We start from the raw sequence: 17,927 nt of genomic DNA on the forward strand, positions 1-17,927 counted from the left end.
TCCCCAGGGTCCGGCGCCGCTGTTGCCCGCCCCTCAAGCCATTCGTGAGTGATCCCGTGTCTTTCAAGCCCAAGACCCTCGTGCTCGGCTGTGTGTTGGCGGCGTGTGCGCTGCAGGCGCCGGCCCAATCAGCCAACGCCCCGGCCGCCAAGGCGCAGCAAAGCGCTGCCAACGTGCCGCGCACCGCGGACTTCATCGTCGCCGTCGTCAACCAGGAGCTGGTGACGGCGGTGGAGCTGGAGCAGCGCGTGGCGCGCGTGCGCGCCGACGCCGCGCGCGCCGGCCAGAGCCTGCCGCCCGAGAACCAGTTGCGCCAGCAGGTGCTGGATGCGCTCATCGACGAGCGCGTGATCCTGAGTTATGCCCGCGACACCGGCGCGCGCGTGGACGAGGCCGAGATCGACCGTGCCGTGAACAGCGTGGCCGCGCAGAACCAGCTCACGCCGGCGCAGTTGCGCGAGCGGCTGCGCCAGGACGGCGTGGACATGCAGCGCTTCCGGGCCAACATGCGCGACCAGATCATGATCGAGCGGGTGCGCGAGCGCGAGCTGCAGCAGCGCATCAAGATCAGCGACGCCGACATCGAAGCCTTCCTGGAGCGCCAGCGCCAGGAGTCCGGCGGCCAGGCCGAATACAACGTGGCGCAAATCCTGGTGCCCGTGCCGGACGGCGCGCCGGCGGCCGAGGTGGAGCGGCTGCGCGCGGTGGCCGAGAAGGCGCTGCAGCGCGTGCGCGGCGGCGAGGACTTCGCCGCCGTGGCGCGCGAGGTGTCGCAGGACGCCAACCGCGAGCGCGGCGGCGAGATCGGCCTGCGCCCCGCGGCGCGGCTGCCCGACGTGTTCGTGGACCAGGTGGGCAAGCTCAAGCCCGGGCAGGTGGCGCCCACCGTGCTGCGCAGCGGCGCGGGCTTCCACGTGCTCAAGCTGGTGGACAAGCGCGAGGACGCCGGCATGCGCGTGACGCAGACGCATGCCCGCCACATCCTGCTGCGCCCCTCGCCGCAGTTGTCGCTGGAAACGGCCAAGAAACGGCTGGAGGACTACAAGCGCCAGATCGAAAGCGGCAAGGCGCGCTTCGAGGACGTGGCGCGCGCCCAATCGCAGGACGGCAGCGCCGCGCAGGGCGGCGACCTGGGCTGGACCTCGCCGGGCGCCTTCGTCCCCGAGTTCGAGCAGGCCATGAACGGGCTGCAGCCCATGGGCGCGCTGTCCGAGCCCGTGGTCTCGCGCTTTGGCGTGCATCTCATCCAGGTCATGCAGCGCCGCGAGGTGGCGCTGGAGCCCAAGCAACTGCGCGAGCTCGCCCGCGACTCGCTGCGCGAGCAGCGCTTCGAGCAGGCCTACGTGGACTGGGTGCGCGAGCTGCGCTCGCGCGCCTACGTCGAGATGCGTGAAGGGCCGCGCTGAGCATGGGACAGCACATCGCGCGCAAGCGCTTCGGCCAGCATTTCCTCTCGGACATGGGCGTCATCGACGCCATCGTCCGCGCCATAGACCCGCGCCCGGGCGAGCCGCTGGTGGAAATCGGCCCGGGCCTGGGCGCCATGACGGACCCGCTGGTGGCGCGCGCGGGTGCGCTCACCGTGGTGGAGCTGGACCGCGACCTGGCCGCGCGGCTGCGCAAGCGCGCGGAGCTGACGGTGGTGGAGTCCGACGTGCTGCGCGTGGACTTCCGCGCCTTGGCCGCCGAGCGCGCCGCGCAGGGGCCGCTGCGTGTGGTGGGCAACCTGCCCTACAACATCTCCAGCCCCATCCTGTTTCACCTGCTGCCCGTGGCCGACGTGGTGCGCGACCAGCACTTCATGCTGCAGAAGGAAGTGGTGGACCGCATGGCCGCCGCGCCGGGCAGCAAGGACTACGGGCGGCTGTCGGTGATGCTGCAGTGGCGCTACCAGGTGGAGTCGCTGTTCGACGTGCCGCCAGAGGCGTTCGACCCGCCGCCGCGGGTGGACTCCTCCATCGTGCGCATGCTGCCCTGGCCCACGCTGGTGGCGCTGGACGTGAAGCTGCTGGAGGAGCTCGTGGCCGTGGCCTTCTCGCAGCGGCGCAAGCTGCTGCGCCACACGCTGGGCCGCTGGCTGGAGCAAAAGGGCTTCGGCGGCGACTTCGACGTGCAGCGCCGTGCCGAGGAAGTGCCGGTGGACGAGTTCGTGGCGCTGGCGGCCAAGGTGTCGGCGACCACAGCGGGCTGAGGCCCGGTTTCGCGCGCCCATGAAAAAAGGCGACCCGAGGGTCGCCTTTCGTTTGCGTTGGTGACTGTCGTCTGAGCGTTGCAGGCTTCAGGCGGCGCTTCGCCACATGGCGGTGTCGAATGCGCTGCACATGAGCGGCATGTTGGTGCCGAAATTCGCCTGTTGCTGGGCCTTCGTCAGTGCCTTCGGCTTTTCCGCCGGGGCCACTTCCGTCGCCCGCTCCCATGACCCGTTTTCCTGGGAGCGGGCTACTGAAAAGAATAGAAGCACCTGAAGGGCACTTTGCGCTCGGCCCAGAAGTCGGCCGCGTCGCGGAAGACGTCGAGCAGTTGCTCGCGCGCCTCGCGGTCAAAGCGCGGGTTGTCCGGCAGCTGTTCCAGCACCACCACGAAGCCCGGCTGCACGCCGGACTTGTGGACCAGGTCGGTCATGCAGTCGTACAGCGCATCCAGGTTCTTGCCGAAATGCGCTGGGAACAGGAAGGACTGGGCGATGCTTTCCAGCACCTCCTGCTTGGACTGGGCATTGCTGAGGTTGGCGTGGAGGAAATGCTGGCCGGCGCCCTGGGCGGCATGCATCAGATCCTCGACGCGGTACGCACGTATCGACTGAACGATGTTTGATCGGACGGTCTGCAACAACATGGTCGCGTTACCTCCTGGAGTCACACAAAGCGGTGGTCATCGGTCGAACACGATGCGGCTGAAGCTCGCGTAGTGGTCGGCCGTGTAGTAACAGGCATCAGGTTGCGTGGGCGGCTGGCCGCCGCAGACGATGCGGCGCGCGCCGCGATCGCGGCTGCCGGGCGTGGGGACGGTGTACTCCCGATAGTGGCCGCGCTCGCGCGCGGGCAGCAGCCGTTCGCGGTTGCGAAACACGCTGCCGTCCTTCTCGTAGGGAAATGGACCGCCGGCACGAATGAGCCGCTCGGTGGCGCGTGCCTGCGCCGGCAAAGCCGACATGGGCACTTCCTGCAAAGCGGCTTCCGCACCGTTGAAGTTCCGGCTCCACGCCGGCCCCCATGCCAGGCCGCTTGAAAACGTGGCACCAACGGCAACAGCGAGTCCCCACTTACGCAAAGACGGCCACAACCGCGGCAGACCACTCCTCAACACGGGATAACCCTGAATTCTGCGAAAGCGCGGATGGTAACCAAAGCCCCCCGGCAACTCAAGTTTTTGCCTCAAATTGCGGCAAGGACCCAAGGCCATAGCTGGGGCTTGCGTGAAGAAGTCGCACCAGCGCAGTGCAAAAACCCCGTGCGGCTTGCCGTCACGGGGTTTTTTTGGTGCAGCAGGGTTCAAGGCCGCCGCCAAGGCGCCAATGGCGGGCACCCGGGACAATCCCGGGTGGGCCTCGACGGGCCGGGCGGCGCCTGCCGGATCAGCGCGGGGCGTTGGCGTCGGCGACGGTCAGCGCCGTCATGTTGACGATGCGGCGCACCGTGGCCGAGGGCGTGAGGATGTGCACCGGCTTGGAGGCGCCCAACAGGATGGGGCCGATGGCGATGCCGCCGCCCGCGGCCGTCTTGAGCAGGTTGTAGGCGATGTTGGCCGCGTCGATGTTGGGCAGCACCAGCAGGTTGGCCTCGCCGCTGAGGCTGGAGCGCGGCATCTGCTCGGCGCGCAGCGCGGCGTCCAGCGCGGTGTCGCCATGCATCTCGCCGTCGATTTCCAGCCAGGGGGCCTGCTCGCGCACCAGGGCCAGGGCGTCGCGCATCTTCACGGCCGAGGGCTGGTTGCTGGAGCCGAAGTTGGAGTGCGACAGCAGCGCGGCCTTGGGCTCGATGCCGAAGCGGCGCAGCTCCTCGGCGGCCAGGATGGTGATCTCGGCGAGCTGCTCGGCGGTGGGGTCGTAGTTGACGTGCGTGTCCACCAGGAACACCTGCTTGCCCGGCAGGATGAGCGCGTTCATGCAGGCGTAGTTGCCCACGCCCTCGCGGCGGCCGATGAGCGCGTCGATGTGCGTGAGGTGCAGCGCCGTGGTGCCCCAGGTGCCGCAGATCAGCCCGTCCACGTAGCCCTTGTGCAGCAGCATGGAGCCGATGAGCGTGAGGCGGCGGCGCATCTCGATCTTGGCGAACTGCTGCGTGACGCCGCGGCGCTCCATGAGCTGGTGGTAGGTCTGCCAGAAGTCCTTGTAGCGCTCGTCGTGCTCGATGTTGACCACGTCGTAGTCGCGGCCCTCCTGCAGGCGCAGGCCGAACTTCTCCACGCGCTGGGCGATGACGGTGGGGCGGCCGATGAGCGTGGGCCGCGCCAGGTTCTCGTCCACCACGATCTGCACGGCGCGCAGCACGCGTTCTTCCTCGCCCTCGGCGTAGGCCACGCGGCGGTGCTCGGCGGACTTGGCCACGGCGAAGATGGGCTTCATCGTCGTCCCGGAGGCGTAGACGAAGTGCTGCAGCCTCTCGCGGTAGGCGTCCATGTCCTGGATGGGACGCGAGGCCACGCCGGAGTCGGCCGCCGCCTGGGCCACGGCCGGGGCGATCTTGATCATCAGCCGCGGGTCAAACGGCTTGGGGATGAGGTACTCGGGGCCGAAGCTCAGCGTGGCGCCGGCGTAGGCGGCGGCCACCACCTCGCTTTGCTCGGCCTGGGCCAGCTCGGCGATGGCGTGCACCGCGGCGATCTCCATCTCCACCGTGATCGTCGTGGCGCCGGAGTCCAGCGCGCCGCGGAAGATGTAGGGGAAGCACAGGACGTTGTTGACCTGGTTCGGGTAGTCGGTGCGGCCCGTGGCCATGACGGCGTCGTCGCGCACCTTCTTGACGTCCTCGGGCGCGATCTCCGGCGTGGGGTTGGCCAGCGCGAAGATCAGCGGTTTCGTCGCCATGCGGCGCACCATGTCAGGCTTGAGCACGCCGCCGGCCGACAGGCCCAGGAACACGTCGGCGCCCTCGATCACTTCGGAGAGCGTGCGCGCGGTGGTTTCCTGCGCGAACTCGGCCTTGTCCGGGTCCATCAGCTCGGTGCGGCCCTGGTAGACGACGCCGGCCAGGTCCGTGACCCAGATGTTCTCGCGCGGCATGCCCAGCTTGAGCAGCAGGTTCAGGCAGGCCAGCGAGGCGGCGCCGGCGCCCGAGGCCACGAGCTTGACCTGGGTGATGTCCTTGCCCACGACCTTCAGGCCGTTGAGCAGCGCCGCGCCCACGACGATGGCGGTGCCATGCTGGTCGTCGTGGAACACGGGGATGTTCATGCGCTCGCGCAGCTTGCGCTCGATGTAGAAGCAGTCCGGCGCCTTGATGTCTTCGAGGTTCACGCCGCCGAAGGTGGGCTCCAGCGCGGCGATGATGTCGACGAGCTTGTCGACGTTCTTCTCGTTGAGCTCCAGGTCGAAGACGTCGATGCCGGCGAACTTCTTGAACAGCACGCCCTTGCCTTCCATGACCGGCTTGGACGCCAGCGGGCCGATGTCGCCCAGGCCCAGCACGGCGGTGCCGTTGGTCACCACGGCCACCAGGTTGCCGCGCGAGGTGTAGCGGAAGGCGTTGGCCGGGTCGGCCACGATTTCCTCGCACGCGGCGGCCACGCCCGGCGAATACGCCAGCGCCAGGTCGCGCTGGTTGACCATGGACTTGGTGGCCGCGATGGACACCTTGCCCGGGACCGGGAACTCGTGATATTCGAGGGCAGCGCGACGCAACTCGGCGCTCTTGTCTTCAGCAGTGGACATGGAGGTGGACGTTCTTTGCTGTGCGGGGGGCAGTGATTGTAGGAGCCTCGTCAAAGCGTTCCCCCGCGCCTTGGTGTAGAGGCCTTGCACTGGCCGATACTCGCGCCCCGATGAACGTCTTGTTGTTGCTTCGCGATGCCCTCTCCGGCCGGGTGCGGCGCGCGCTGTTGTGGGGGGCGCTGGTGGCGCTGCTGCTGGTGGCGCAGACGCTGCTGGTGTTGCTGACGGTGCGCCACGAGGCCACGCGGCAGCAGGAGGCGGTGGACCGCGTGGCCGAGGAGGTGTCGGCCGAGCTGCGCCGCACGGTGCTGCGCAGCGTGCAGGCGCTGCAGGCGCTGCTGTGGAGCGCGGGCGCGCCGGCGCAGTGGCAGTCCGGCGCCACGCAGTTGCTGCGCACGCAGCACGAGGTGCTGCGCGTGGAGCGCCGCGGCGAGGACATGGCGCTGCTCGGGAGCCTGGCCTCCCCCTTCAGCGCGCCGCTGTTCACGCAGTTGGGCCGCCAGGAGATGAGCGCCGAGCTGGAGCCCGCCTGCGGCGCCGCGCGCCGGGCCAGCGCGCCGGCCTTTTCGCGCAGCTACTTCGTCCCGCAGCCCGGCGGCTTGGGCGTGGAGGTGGTGGATGCCTGCATCCCCGTGCAGCGCGAGGGCGTGGCCGACGGCTTCGTGGTCGTGAGCTTCGGCCTGGGCGCGCTGCTGGAGGCGGCGGCGGGCGAGGAGCGGTTGCGGCGGCACGAGTTCTCCATCGTGGAGGTGGACGGCACGCGGCTGGCGCGCGCGGGCATGGCGCGGGGTGCGGGCGTCTACAACGCACGCCACCTGCTGGAGCTGCCGGGCAGCGCGCTGCAGTTGCGCGTGGACAGCGCCGAGGGCAGCCCGCGGCTCATCCCGAATCTCGCCACGGCGCTGGTGCTGGGCCTGTCGGTGGCGCTGTTTGCGCTGCTGCTGCTGCTGGCGCGCGACGTGCGGCGCCGCGCGCACGCCGAGCACGCGCTGGCCGAGGCGCTGGCCTTTCGCAAGGCGATGGAGGATTCGCTGAGCACCGGCTTGCGCGCGCGCACGCTGGACGGGCGCATCTCCTACGTCAACGCCGCCTTCTGCTCCATGGTGGGCTTCAGCGCCGAGGAGCTGCTGCAGACCGCGCCGCCGCCGTACTGGCCGCCCGAATTCGTTGAGGAGTACACCGAGCGCCAGGCCGTGCGCATGCGCGCCGAGCCCGTGGCCAACCCGCACCAGGAAGGGTTCGAGACGGTGTTCATGCGCCGCGACGGCGAGCGCTTCCCGGTGATGATTTACGAGACGCCGCTGGTGGACGGCGCGGGCCGGCACACGGGCTGGATGAGCGCGGTGCTGGACATGAGCGCGCAGCGCCGGGTGGAGGAGCTTTCGCGCCAGCAGCAGGAGCGGCTGCAGGCCTCGGCGCGGCTGGCCACCGTGGGCGAGATGGCCTCGCTGCTCAGCCACGAGCTCAACCAGCCGCTGGCGGCCATCGCCAGCTACGCCACCGGCTCGCTCAACCTGCTGCAGCAGCCCGACGACCAGACCTACGACATGCTGCGCCATGCGGTGACGCGCATCGCGGAGCAGGCCGAGCGGGCCGGGCGCGTGATCAAGAGCGTCCACGACTTCGTGCGCCGGCGCGAGCAGGCGCGCGAGAGCATCCGCGCCGACCAGCTCATGGACGCCGTGCTGCCCCTGGTGCGGCTGCAGGCGCGCAAGAGCGGCACGCGCATCGAGATGGAGTACCCGGACCCGATTCCGCGCGTGCTGTGCGACCGGACCATGCTGGAGCAGGTGCTGCTCAACCTCACGCGCAACGGCATACAGGCCATGGAAACGGCCACGCCGCTGGCGCAGCGCGTGCTGCGGCTGCGCGTGCACCCGTCGGCCGAGGGGCGCGTGGCGTTTTCGGTGATGGACGCCGGCCCCGGCATCCCGGCCGAGGTGGCGCAGCGCCTGTTCACGCCCTTCTTCACCACGCGCACCGAGGGCATGGGCCTTGGCTTGAGCCTGTGCCGCACCGTGATCGAGCAGCACGGCGGGGCGCTGGAGTTCGAAAGCCACCCGCCGCCGGAAGGACCCGGCGGCACCGAGTTCCGCTTCACGCTGCCGGATGCGGCGCGCGCGCTGCGCGGCGCGCCCACGAAGGCGTGATCGTCCATCCCATCGCCGATACTTCCGAAATGTTGCCTCCCCTCGGTCTCCCCATGGTGTACCTCGTCGATGACGAGGATGTGGTGCGCGACGCGCTGGCCTGGCTGCTGCGCTCGCGGCGGCTGCTTTCCGAAGGCTTCAACAGCGCCGAGTCCTTCGAGGCGATGCTGGACGGGCTGCCACCCGCCTCGCGCGCGAGCTGGCCGGACGCGCCCTCCTGCCTGCTGCTGGACGTGCGCATGCCCGGCGCCAGCGGCCTGACACTCTTCGAGCGCCTGGTGGAGCGCGGCATCACGTCGGCGCTGCCCGTGATCTTCCTCACCGGCCACGGCGACGTGCCCACGGCGGTGGCGGCGGTCAAGCGCGGCGCCTTCGACTTCGTGGAGAAGCCCTTTTCCGACAACGCGCTGGTGGACCGCGTGGAGCAGGCGCTGGCCCTGTCGGCCGAGGCCATCAACCGCCGCCGCGAGGCGCAGGTGAAGTCGCATGCGCTGGCCGAGCTGACCGAGCGCGAGCGCGACGTGATGCAGCTCGTCATCGAGGGCAAGCCCAACAAGCTCATCGCCAACGCGCTGGGCATCAGCGTGCGCACGGTGGAAGTCCATCGGGCCCGCCTCTTCGAGAAGATGAACGTGAAATCCGCCGTCGAGCTGGCCAACCTGCTGCGCGAGCAGGGCCAGGGCTGAAGCCGCCGCTCTGGCCGCGCCTTTTGCCTTTCTTTTTTTCTCCGCTTCAACCGCTCCTGACCCATGGCCCTCGGCGAGTTCGACCTGATCGCGAAGTTCTTCAAGCGCCCGGTGCGGCGCGCGGCGCTGGGGGTGGGCGACGACTGCGCGCTGCTCCAGGTCACGCCGGGCATGCAGCTGGCCGTTTCCAGCGACATGCTGGTGGAGGGGCGGCACTTCCTCTCCACCGTCGATCCGGCGCGGCTGGGCCACAAGTCGCTGGCCGTGAACCTGAGCGACCTGGGCGCCTGCGGCGCGCGGCCCCTGGCCTTCACCCTGGCGCTGTCGCTGCCCAAGGCGGACCCGGCCTTTCTCGAAGGTTTTGCGCGCGGGCTGCTCGCGCTGGCGGACGAGCACGGCATTGAGCTGGTCGGCGGCGACACCACGGCCGGGCCGCTGAACATCTGCATCACCGTCTTCGGCGAGGTGCCCGCGGGGCAGGCGCTGCTGCGCAGCGGCGCGCGCGCGGGCGACGACTTGTGGGTCAGCCACCCGGTGGGCGGCGGCATCGGCGACGCGCGGCTGGCCCTGGAGGTGTTCCGCGGCCAGGTGTCGCTGGAAGGCCGCGACTTCGACGCCGCCCGCCGCGCCATGGAGCTGCCCACGCCGCGCGTGGCGCTGGGCCAGGCGCTGCGCGGCCTGGCGCACAGCGCCATAGACCTCAGCGACGGCCTCTTGGGCGACCTGGGCCACGTGCTGCGCGCCTCCGGCGTGGGCGTGCGCATCGACGCCGACGCCCTGCCCCGCAGCCCCGTGCTGGCGTCGCAGCCGCGTGCGCTGCAACTGGAATGCGGCTTGTCCGGCGGCGACGACTACGAGCTGCTGTTCACCGCCCCGCCCGCGCGGCGCGGCGAGGTTCTGGCCGCTGCGCAGGCCCTGGGCGTGGGCGTGGCGCGCATTGGCGAATTGCAGGGCGAACCCGGCGTGCGGCTGGTGGATGGCGAGGGCCGGCCTTTGCAGGGCGACTTCCCGTCCTTCGACCATTTCCTGTCGGCCTGAGCCGAGGGCGCGCGCGATGAGCACCTCCGCCCCGCGCCGGGCCACGTTCCGCTTCATGGTGGGCCACCCGGCGCACTGGATCGCGCTGGGTTTCGGCAGCGGGCTCTCGCCCAAGGCGCCGGGCACGGTGGGCACGCTGTGGGCGTGGCTGAGTTTCCTGGTGCTGGACCAATGGCTGACCAGCGCGCAGTGGGGCTGGTTGCTGCTGGGCGGTTTCTTCGTGGGCTGGTGGGCCTGCACGCTGACGGCGCGGCACCTGCGCACGGGCGACCCGGGCGCCATCGTGTGGGACGAGGTCATCGCCTTTTGGGCCGTGCTGTGGCTGGCCCTGCCCATGGGCCTCACCGGGCAGCTCGTCGCCTTCGCGCTGTTCCGCTTCTTCGACGCGGCCAAGCCTGGGCCGGTGGGCTGGGCCGACGGGCTGTTCAAGAGCCACGACCAGCGGCCGCCGGGCTGGGCCCAGGGCTTCGGCATCCTGATCGACGACGTGGTGGCCGCCTTCTGCACGGTGCTGGTGATCGCGCTGTGGCGGCGGTTCACGATGTGAGCCGCCCGGCTGGCAGGAGAGCTTTCACATGAACTTCCCCGACGATCTGAACCCTCTCGTTGACGCCCTCGCCGCCGCCTTGCGCAGGCGCGGCTGGCGCATCGCCACGGCCGAGAGCTGCACCGGCGGCCTGATCGCCGCCGCCTGCACGGCCGTGGCCGGATCGAGCGACTGGTTCGAGCGCGGCTTCGTCACCTACAGCAACGAGGCCAAGACGGAATCCCTGGGCGTGCCCGCCGCGCTGATCGCCGCCCACGGCGCCGTGAGCGAGGCCGTGGCGCGCGCGATGGCCGCCGGCGCCCTGGCGCACGCCCATGCCGACCTGGCGCTGTCCGTCACCGGCATCGCCGGCCCCGGCGGCGCGGTGCCGGGCAAGCCGGTGGGCACGGTCTGGTTCGGTTGGGCCGGCCGCAGCGGCGCCGCTGGGGCCGAGCTGCTGCAACTCGGCGGCGACCGGGCCGCGGTGCGCCAAGCGACCGTCCGCCACGTGCTGGCCTGGGCGGCGGCACACGCCGCCAAGGCGTCCTCATGAGACTCGCCCTGGTCGGCCAGCTCGGTGCCGCCGAGCGCCAGTCCTGGCTCACGGCGCTGCAGGCGGCGCTGCCGCAAGCCCAGTGGGTGGACGCCGTGCCCGGCGCCGAGGTGGACGTCGCGCTGGTCGCCAACCCGCCCCCGGGCAGCCTGCGCGGCTTGACGGGCTTGAAACTCATCCAGTCGCTGTGGGCCGGCGTGGACCGCCTGCTGGCCGACGACACCCTGCCCCCCGGCGTGCCCATCGTCCGCATGGTGGACCCTGCCATGAGCACGGCGATGGCCGAAACGGCGCTGTGGGCCGTGCTGTCGCTGCACCGCGGCTTCTTCGACTACGCGCGGCAGCGGCGCGAGGGCGTCTGGAAACACCTGCCCCAGCGCCGCGCCGACGAGGTTGGCGTGACCGTGCTGGGCTTAGGCGAGATGGGTCTGGCCGCCGCGCGCCGCCTCGTGGCCCAGGGCTACCGCGTGGCGGGCTGGAGCGCGCGGCCGCGCAGCGAGCCCGGCATCGAGTGCGTCAGTGGCGACGCCGAGCTGCCCGCACTGCTTGCGCGCAGCCAGATCGTCGTGAACCTGCTGCCACTGACGCCGGCCACGCGCGGGTTGTTCGACGCCGCGCGGCTGTCGCTGCTGCCGCAAGGCGCCAGCCTGGTGAACCTGGCGCGCGGCGGGCATGTGGTGGAAGCCGATCTGCTGGCCGCGCTGGACGCCGGGCGGCTGCGGCATGCGGTGCTGGACGTGTTCCAGGCCGAGCCGCTGGCGGCCGATCACCCCTTTTGGACGCATCCGCGTGTGACGGTGCTGCCGCACGCCGCGGCGCTGACGGACGCGCGCAGCGCGGCGGAAGTGGCAGCCCAGAACGTGCGCGCCGTCCTGGCCGGCGAATTGCCGTTGCACCGCGTGGAGTCCGGCCGGGGCTACTGATCCCCGCCGTCAACGGGTTTCAAAAGCCGGGCACCGCCCGGCCCGCAAGGCCATTTCTCCAAGGAGTGATGGATGCTTGAAACCCTGTCTCCCAATACCCAGGCGATTCTCCTGTTGACGGCGCCGCTCATGGGCGGACGTGGCGCCGCGCCGTCAGAGCTTCTGAAACTCGCGGAATACAACGCGCTGGCGCGCCATCTGCGGGACATCAAGCGGCAGCCCGCGGATTTCCTGGGAGAGGAGGCGGAAGATTTATTGCAGCTCTGCCAGTCTGTGGTCGATGCCGTGCGCCTGCGCTGGCTGCTGGGTCGTGTTGCCGTGCTGGAGCAAACCGTGAAACGTTGGCAATCCCACGACATTTGGGTCGTGAGCCGCGCGGATGCCGATTACCCCCGTCGATTCAAATCCCATCTGCGCGAGGAATCACCGCCGATCATTTACGGCTGCGGCGACAACACACTGCTGGATTCCGGCGGGCTGGCCGTGGTCGGCTCGCGGCATATGGACGATGCCTTGGTGGATGACGCCATGGCGGTGAGCCGCCTGGCGGCCCAGGCCGGCAAAACCCTGGTATCCGGCGGCGCCCAGGGCATTGACCAGATCGCCATGCACGGCGCATTCAGCGCCGGCGGGCAGGTTTCCGCCGTGCTGGCGGATAGTTTGGAAAAGACGGCAAAGGGCCGGGACTATCGCAGGCGCCTGGGCGACGGTCGTTTGGTTTTGATTTCGCCCTACGACCCCAATGCCACGTTCAACGCCAGCCTGGCGACGCGCCGGAACAAATTGATTTATGCGCTGGCGGATGCGGCCTTGGTGCTGAATGCCAGTTTCAGGAAGGGCAGCACTTGGGCAGGAGCGGTGGAGCAGTTGGACAAGCTCAATCTTGTGCCGGTGTACGTGAGGGCGACGGGCGAGGCCTCTGCCAGTGTTGACGCCTTGTGTACCAAGGGAGCAATGGTCTGGCCCAATCCTCGAATCGTCACTGAATTTGAAACGGCACTTGATGTGAATTTGCCAGCCCAGCGCGGTTTGGCTATTTAACTTCCGATGGGATTTGAAGTGTGCCGTGCCCGGCCGCGACCTTGGGATGGCCGTCTATGCGGCACGTGAAGTGGTATTCGTATTCGACGTTGGCTTGCTTCAATGGGAATTTGAAGCGATATAAAAGCTGATTGTCGGCATTGCCTTTGACTTCTTCTGGCTCTCCTATTGGAGCAACGGTAGTCCATGCATCGGTTCCTTTGGGACGGAACTGCAATTGCATGTCGGTGAATCGGTTGAAGGCGGGAGCGTCCAAATCCAGGACAGCCACACGCAATGCCAAATCGACGGTGCCGTCATGTGAAACAACAGGCGGCGTGTCTTGGAAAGCAGACGCATCGCCCGCCTTGAAAATAAAAAGCGTGCTCAGCAAATAGGCCAAGGGAACCAGCATCGACGCGGCAATGATGGCGCCGATCACATATTTCTTGGAGGCGGAAGCTTTTGACATATTAATTTTCAGCGCAGCCCCTGCATCACCATCAAGGCCAGTTTCTGCAACCCATCCCAGGGTTCCGAAGGCCATTCCGGGTGCTTCAAGCCCTTCACCAGCCCGTCGCAAATCCGCGCCGCCGTCAGCCATTCCGTCAATTGCGCGTCGGTGACGCGCGGCAAGGCGCGTTCGAACAGCCGCTCCCGCGCCCCCCAGGCCCGCGCCTCGCGCAGCGCCATGGGCAGCGGTTTGCCCTGGTTGAGCGCATCCCGCCCGCGTTTCAAGGCGCGGATGTCCTCGGCCAGCGTCCAGTGCACCAGCACGGCCGCCTCGCCTTCCGCTCTCAAGCCCTGCAGCATGCGCAGCGTGCGCGCCGGGTTGGCGGACAGCACCGCCTCGCTGAGCTTGAAGACGTCGTAGCGCGCCACGTTGAGCACGGCCTGCTCGACCTGCTCGAAACCCAGTTCGCCCGCCGGGTACAGCAGCGCGAGCTTTTCGACCTCCTGGTGCGCGGCCAGCAGGTTGCCTTCCACGCGGTCGGCGAAGAAGGCCAGCGTGCGTTCGCCCTCCTCGCCCGGCACTACGCGCTGGCCGTGCGCCCCCAAGCGGCGGGCGATCCACGCCGGCAGCTCGCGGCGCTCCACGGGATCGATGCGCAGGCTCACGCCCGCGCCGTCCAGCGCCAGGAACCAGGCCGACTGCTGCTGCTGGCGGTCCAGCCGCGGCAGGTGCACCAGCGTCAGCACGTCCGGGTTGATCAGCTCGCAGTAGCGCTGCAGCGCGACGGAGCCGTCCTTGCCGGGCTTGCCCGACGGGATGCGGATCTCTATGAGCTGCCGGCTGGCGAAGAGGCTCATCTCCTGGGCGGCGCCCAGGAGGCTGCTCCAGTCGAAGTGGTTGCCGCTGACGGTGAACACCTGGCGCTCGGTGAAGCCGGCCGCGCGCGCGGCGGCGCGAATGGCGTCGGCCGCTTCCTGCATCTGCAGCGGCTCGTCGCCGTACAGCGCGTACACGGGCCTGAGGCCTTGGGCCAAGTGGGCGGCCAGGGCCTGCGCGCGCAACTGCACTTCAGATCTCCCGCACCGTTTCCAGCCGGCGCAGCACCTGTATGGCGATGTCGGTCTCCATGTCGCGGTAGAGCTCGGTCTGCTCCAGCTCCTTGGCCAGGGCCAGGGTTTCGTTGTAGCTCTGGTCCCGGGCCTGCAGCAGCTCTGACGGATCCACGAGCGGCTTGCCGGCGCGCGTGCTCACGCGGTAGCGAAACCGCACCCGCACCGCCATGTCGCGCACCTGGCCGAAGGACGTGGTGCCGGAGACGACGCGCTCGCGCCGCTCCAGCAGCGACTCCAGCACCACCTGCGCCTGCTGCGGCGCATCCACCAGCGTCACCGTCTCCGGCATGAGGCGCCGCAATGCCTGCTCCATGGGAGAGCCCGCCGCGAAGCCCACCAGCGCCAGGCGCTCGAAGCTCAGCGGCGGCGGGCGCCGCAGCGCAAAGCCGCAGCCACCCAACAGCGAGGCGGCAGGCAGGGTGGCCGTGGCGGCCAGCAGCGTGCGGCGGCGCATCACGCTCAGACCACCACGTTGACCAGGCGGCCCGGCACCACGATCACCTTCTTGGGCGCCTTGCCCTCGGCGAACTTCTGGAAGTCGGGGCTGGCCAGGGCGGCGGCTTCGATCGCCGCCTTGTCCGCGCCGGCGGGCACGCTCACCGCGCCGCGCAGCTTGCCGTTGACCTGCAGCACCAGCTCGATGCGGTCCTGCACCAGCGCGGCTTCGTCCACCTGCGGCCAGGGCGCGTCCAGCAGCTCGCCCAACGCCGCCGCGTAGCCCAGGTCCTGCCACAGGCCGTGCGTGAGGTGCGGGCAGGCCGGGTACAGCGTGCGCAGCAGCACCGAGAAGGCTTCGCGCTGCACCGCGGCCGCGGCGGCGCCTTCGCCCTTGAAGGACTCCAGCGCGTTGAGCAGCTTCATGCAGCCCGACACCACGGTGTTGTATTGCATGCGCTCGTAGTCGTAGCTGACTTGCTTGAGCACGAGGTGCACCTCGCGGCGCAGGGCGCGCGCGGCGTCGTCAGCCGCCTGCGACGGGTCGCCGCCGGCCTGGAGCGCTTCGGCGTTCTTCACGCCGTAGCCCCACACGCGCTTGAGGAAGCGGTGCGCGCCTTCCACGGCCGCGTCGTTCCACTCCAGCGTCTGCTCCGGCGGGGCGGCGAACATCACGAACAGCCGTGCCGTGTCCGCGCCGTACTGCTCGATGAGCTGCTGCGGGTCCACGCCGTTGTTCTTGCTCTTGCTCATGGTGCCCACGCCTTCGTAGGTCACCGCGGAGCCGTCGCTCTTGAGCTTGGCGCCGGTGATCTTGCCGCCCGCGTCGAGCACGTTCTCCACCTCGTGCGGCCAGAAGTACTCGATGCCGCCCTTCTCGGTGCGCCGGCTGTAGATGTGGTTGAGCACCATGCCCTGCGTGAGCAGGCGCTGGAAGGGCTCGTCGACCTCGACCAGCTTCAGGTCGCGCATCACCTTGGTCCAGAAGCGCGCGTAGAGCAGGTGCAGGATGGCGTGCTCGATGCCGCCGATGTACTGGTCCATGGGCATCCAGTACTTGGTGCCGCCGGCCACCATCGCCTCGGGGTTCTTCGGGTCGCAATAGCGCATGAAGTACCACGAGCTGTCCACGAAGGTGTCCATCGTGTCCGTCTCGCGGCGCGCGTCGCGGCCGCAGCAGGGGCAGGCGACGTTGAGGAAGTCCGCGCGCTTGTTCAGCGGGTTGCCGCTGCCATCGGGGATGCAGTCTTCCGGGAGCACCACCGGAAGATCTTCTGTCGGCACCGGCACGGCGCCGCAGGTGTCGCAGTGGATGATGGGAATGGGCGTGCCCCAGTAGCGCTGGCGGCTGATGCCCCAGTCGCGCAGGCGCCAGGTGGTCTTCTTCTCGCCCAGGCCCTTGTCGCCCAGCAGCGAGGCGACCTTGTCCACGGCCGCCTTGTAGGCGAGGCCGTCCAGCTCGCCGGAGTTGACGTTCACGCCGCGCTGCTTGTCGCCGTACCACTCGGCCCAGGCTTCGGTCGAGAAGGTCTCGCCTTCCACGGCCACGACCTGCTTGATGGGCAGGCGGTACTTCAGCGCGAAGGCGAAGTCACGCTCGTCGTGCGCGGGCACGCCCATGACGGCACCGTCGCCGTAGCTCATGAGCACGTAGTTGCCCACCCACACTTCCACTTGCGCGCCGGTGAGCGGGTGCGTGACGAACAGGCCCGTGGGCTGGCCCTTCTTTTCCTGCGTGGCGAGCTCGGCTTCGGTGGTGCCGCCGTGCTTGCACTCGTCGATGAAGGCGGCCAGCGAGGCGTTGCCGGCCGCGGCGTGCGTGGCCAGCGGGTGCTCCGGCGCCACGGCGCAGAAGGTCACGCCCATGATGGTGTCGGCACGCGTGGTGAAGACGTAGAGCCTGCCGCCCTGGATCAGCTCGCCGGTGGCGTCGCGGATGTCGTGCGGGAAGGCGAAGCGCACGCCCTCGCTCTTGCCAATCCAGTTCTCCTGCATGAGCTTGACGCGCTCAGGCCAGCCGGCCAAGCCGTTCTGCACGTGCTGCAGCAGCTCCTCGGCGTACTGGGTGATCTTGAGGTAGTAGCCCGGGATCTCGCGCTTCTCGACCGGGGCGCCGGAGCGCCAGCCGCGGCCGTCCACCACCTGCTCGTTGGCGAGCACGGTCTGGTCCACCGGGTCCCAGTTGACGACCTGGGTGCGGCGCTCGCAGATGCCGGCTTGCAGCATCTTCAGGAACAGCCACTGGTTCCACTTGTAGTAGTCGGGCTTGCAGGTGGCGATCTCGCGCGACCAGTCGATGGCCAGGCCCAGGGCCTGCATCTGGCCCTTCATGTATTCGATGTTGGAGTAGGTCCACTGCGCGGGCGGGACCTTGTTCTTCATCGCCGCGTTCTCGGCCGGCAGGCCGAAGGCATCCCAGCCCATGGGCATGAGCACGTTCCAGCCGTTCATGCGCAGCTGGCGCGCGAGCATGTCGTTGATCGTGTAGTTGCGCACATGGCCCATGTGCAGCTTGCCGCTGGGGTAGGGCAGCATGGAGCAGGCGTAGAACTTGCGCTTGCTGTCATCCTCGACGACGCGGTAGGCGTCGCGCGCGTTCCAGTGCGCTTGGGCGGCCGACTCGACCTCGGCGGGGACGTACTTTTCGTTCATGGGCCGGGATTGTAGGAGCCGGCCCGGCGCCCCTCATTTCGGGGCCGAGGCCCCACCCTGCCCCGCGGCGGCTTGCGGCGGCTCGGTGATGAACCCGATGCGCGTGAGCCCGCTTTCCTGCAGCAGCGCGAGCAGCTCGGCCACGCGGCCATAGGGCACGGCGCGGTCGGCGCGCAACTGCACTTCGGCCTGCGCGTTGCGGCGGGCGGCCTCCTGCAGCCGCTCCTTCAGGGCCGCCTCGCCCAGCGGCTGGTCGTCCAGGTAGGCCTGGCCCTTGGCGTCCAGGGCGAGGTTGAGCGGGTCGCGCGATTCGCTCTCGGCGCCCTGGGCCTGCGGCAGGTCCAGGCGCAGGCTGGAGGTCATGAGCGGGGCGGTGATCATGAAGATCACCAGCAGGACCAGCATCACGTCGATGAGCGGCGTCATGTTGATCTCGCTCATCGGCTTGGCCGGTTTCTTGCTCTCCAGGCGGCCGAAGGTCATGGCGACTCCCGTGCCGGGCTGCGATG

Annotated in this window: 17 protein-coding genes; 9 read left to right on the forward strand and 8 right to left on the reverse strand. The window is 69.4% G+C overall.

Annotated elements, in window-relative coordinates; all coding sequences use genetic code 11:
• Positions 1-56: 56 nt before the first annotated feature.
• Both ALA01S_RS00645 and rsmA read left to right on the forward strand, forming a co-directional pair.
• Positions 57-1,406 (forward strand): peptidylprolyl isomerase, encoded by a 1,350-nt coding sequence (locus ALA01S_RS00645; protein ID WP_238455645.1) that lies wholly within the window; start codon positions 57-59, stop codon positions 1,404-1,406.
• 2 nt (positions 1,407-1,408) lie between these two features.
• A complete protein-coding gene (gene rsmA, locus ALA01S_RS00650; protein WP_066330638.1) occupies positions 1,409-2,191 on the forward strand; it encodes a 16S rRNA (adenine(1518)-N(6)/adenine(1519)-N(6))-dimethyltransferase RsmA in 783 nt (260 codons plus the stop codon).
• Positions 2,192-2,439: 248 nt separating this feature from the next.
• Here rsmA and ALA01S_RS00655 read toward each other — a convergent pair whose 3' ends face one another.
• From ALA01S_RS00655 to ALA01S_RS00665, 3 genes are all read right to left on the reverse strand, one after another.
• The gene (locus ALA01S_RS00655; protein ID WP_084267083.1) at positions 2,440-2,835 is read right to left on the reverse strand and encodes a barstar family protein; all 396 of its coding nucleotides are present in this window, start codon (positions 2,833-2,835) and stop codon (positions 2,440-2,442) included.
• A gap of 36 nt (positions 2,836-2,871) precedes the next feature.
• Positions 2,872-3,168 (reverse strand): guanyl-specific ribonuclease, encoded by a 297-nt coding sequence (locus ALA01S_RS32485; protein WP_238455646.1) that lies wholly within the window; start codon positions 3,166-3,168, stop codon positions 2,872-2,874.
• A 406-nt stretch (positions 3,169-3,574) separates the two neighbouring features.
• Positions 3,575-5,869, reverse strand: coding sequence for an NADP-dependent malic enzyme (locus tag ALA01S_RS00665; protein ID WP_066330642.1), 2,295 nt, complete (start codon positions 5,867-5,869; stop codon positions 3,575-3,577).
• Positions 5,870-5,979: 110 nt separating this feature from the next.
• Here ALA01S_RS00665 and ALA01S_RS00670 point away from each other — a divergent pair, with 110 nt between their 5' ends.
• The 7 genes from ALA01S_RS00670 (at position 5,980) to ALA01S_RS00700 (ending at position 12,786) form a co-directional block, all read left to right on the forward strand.
• Complete coding sequence (locus ALA01S_RS00670; protein ID WP_066330644.1) at positions 5,980-8,019, forward strand: sensor histidine kinase; 2,040 nt, start codon at positions 5,980-5,982, stop codon at positions 8,017-8,019.
• A 29-nt stretch (positions 8,020-8,048) separates the two neighbouring features.
• Complete coding sequence (locus ALA01S_RS00675) at positions 8,049-8,705, forward strand: response regulator transcription factor (RefSeq protein ID WP_084267095.1); 657 nt, start codon at positions 8,049-8,051, stop codon at positions 8,703-8,705.
• A 63-nt stretch (positions 8,706-8,768) separates the two neighbouring features.
• On the forward strand, positions 8,769-9,743 hold the full coding sequence (thiL, locus tag ALA01S_RS00680) for a thiamine-phosphate kinase (protein ID WP_066330645.1): 975 nt from the start codon (positions 8,769-8,771) through the stop codon (positions 9,741-9,743).
• 16 nt (positions 9,744-9,759) lie between these two features.
• Complete coding sequence (locus ALA01S_RS00685) at positions 9,760-10,290, forward strand: phosphatidylglycerophosphatase A family protein (RefSeq protein WP_174548598.1); 531 nt, start codon at positions 9,760-9,762, stop codon at positions 10,288-10,290.
• A gap of 28 nt (positions 10,291-10,318) precedes the next feature.
• Positions 10,319-10,822 carry a CinA family protein gene (locus ALA01S_RS00690; RefSeq protein WP_066330646.1) on the forward strand — a complete coding sequence of 168 codons (504 nt, stop codon included), beginning with the start codon at positions 10,319-10,321 and terminating at the stop codon, positions 10,820-10,822.
• On the forward strand, positions 10,819-11,745 hold the full coding sequence (locus ALA01S_RS00695; protein ID WP_066330647.1) for a 2-hydroxyacid dehydrogenase: 927 nt from the start codon (positions 10,819-10,821) through the stop codon (positions 11,743-11,745). The genes ALA01S_RS00690 and ALA01S_RS00695 overlap by 4 nt, the downstream gene beginning before the upstream one ends.
• A 72-nt stretch (positions 11,746-11,817) precedes the next feature.
• Positions 11,818-12,786 (forward strand): DNA-processing protein DprA, encoded by a 969-nt coding sequence (locus ALA01S_RS00700; protein ID WP_066330649.1) that lies wholly within the window; start codon positions 11,818-11,820, stop codon positions 12,784-12,786.
• Here ALA01S_RS00700 and ALA01S_RS32490 read toward each other — a convergent pair.
• From ALA01S_RS32490 to ALA01S_RS00720, 5 genes are read right to left on the reverse strand one after another with little or no spacing between them, the layout of a single operon-like run.
• A complete protein-coding gene (locus ALA01S_RS32490) occupies positions 12,779-13,312 on the reverse strand; it encodes a hypothetical protein (protein ID WP_157118680.1) in 534 nt (177 codons plus the stop codon). The genes ALA01S_RS00700 and ALA01S_RS32490 overlap by 8 nt on opposite strands.
• A complete protein-coding gene (holA, locus tag ALA01S_RS00705) occupies positions 13,246-14,286 on the reverse strand; it encodes a DNA polymerase III subunit delta (RefSeq protein WP_066330650.1) in 1,041 nt (346 codons plus the stop codon). Before holA ends, ALA01S_RS32490 begins: the two co-directional genes overlap by 67 nt.
• A 1-nt stretch (position 14,287) precedes the next feature.
• Complete coding sequence (locus ALA01S_RS00710; RefSeq protein ID WP_238455650.1) at positions 14,288-14,785, reverse strand: LPS-assembly lipoprotein LptE; 498 nt, start codon at positions 14,783-14,785, stop codon at positions 14,288-14,290.
• Between the two features lie 5 nt (positions 14,786-14,790).
• Positions 14,791-17,418: a leucine--tRNA ligase gene (gene leuS, locus ALA01S_RS00715; protein WP_066330652.1), complete on the reverse strand. Its 2,628-nt coding sequence runs from the start codon at positions 17,416-17,418 to the stop codon at positions 14,791-14,793.
• A gap of 33 nt (positions 17,419-17,451) precedes the next feature.
• Entirely contained in the window at positions 17,452-17,901 is a 450-nt protein-coding gene (locus tag ALA01S_RS00720; RefSeq protein WP_066330653.1) for an ExbD/TolR family protein, read from the reverse strand.
• Positions 17,902-17,927: the final 26 nt, after the last annotated feature.

It is taken from the genome of Azohydromonas lata NBRC 102462, from assembly GCF_001571085.1.
Taxonomy (GTDB): Bacteria; Pseudomonadota; Gammaproteobacteria; order Burkholderiales; family Burkholderiaceae_C; genus Azohydromonas; species Azohydromonas lata.

Coding starts and splice junctions, on each gene's coding strand:
- rsmA (WP_066330638.1), top strand. CDS start 1,409: ATGGGACAGCACATCGCGCGCAAGCGCTTCGGCCAGCATTTCCTCTCG.
- ALA01S_RS00655 (WP_084267083.1), bottom strand. CDS start 2,835: ATGTTGTTGCAGACCGTCCGATCAAACATCGTTCAGTCGATACGTGCG.
- ALA01S_RS00665 (WP_066330642.1), bottom strand. CDS start 5,869: ATGTCCACTGCTGAAGACAAGAGCGCCGAGTTGCGTCGCGCTGCCCTC.
- ALA01S_RS00670 (WP_066330644.1), top strand. CDS start 5,980: ATGAACGTCTTGTTGTTGCTTCGCGATGCCCTCTCCGGCCGGGTGCGG.
- ALA01S_RS00675 (WP_084267095.1), top strand. CDS start 8,049: ATGTTGCCTCCCCTCGGTCTCCCCATGGTGTACCTCGTCGATGACGAG.
- thiL (WP_066330645.1), top strand. CDS start 8,769: ATGGCCCTCGGCGAGTTCGACCTGATCGCGAAGTTCTTCAAGCGCCCG.
- ALA01S_RS00685 (WP_174548598.1), top strand. CDS start 9,760: ATGAGCACCTCCGCCCCGCGCCGGGCCACGTTCCGCTTCATGGTGGGC.
- ALA01S_RS00690 (WP_066330646.1), top strand. CDS start 10,319: ATGAACTTCCCCGACGATCTGAACCCTCTCGTTGACGCCCTCGCCGCC.
- ALA01S_RS00695 (WP_066330647.1), top strand. CDS start 10,819: ATGAGACTCGCCCTGGTCGGCCAGCTCGGTGCCGCCGAGCGCCAGTCC.
- ALA01S_RS00700 (WP_066330649.1), top strand. CDS start 11,818: ATGCTTGAAACCCTGTCTCCCAATACCCAGGCGATTCTCCTGTTGACG.
- ALA01S_RS32490 (WP_157118680.1), bottom strand. CDS start 13,312: ATGGCCTTCGGAACCCTGGGATGGGTTGCAGAAACTGGCCTTGATGGT.
- ALA01S_RS00710 (WP_238455650.1), bottom strand. CDS start 14,785: ATGCGCCGCCGCACGCTGCTGGCCGCCACGGCCACCCTGCCTGCCGCC.
- leuS (WP_066330652.1), bottom strand. CDS start 17,418: ATGAACGAAAAGTACGTCCCCGCCGAGGTCGAGTCGGCCGCCCAAGCG.
- ALA01S_RS00720 (WP_066330653.1), bottom strand. CDS start 17,901: ATGACCTTCGGCCGCCTGGAGAGCAAGAAACCGGCCAAGCCGATGAGC.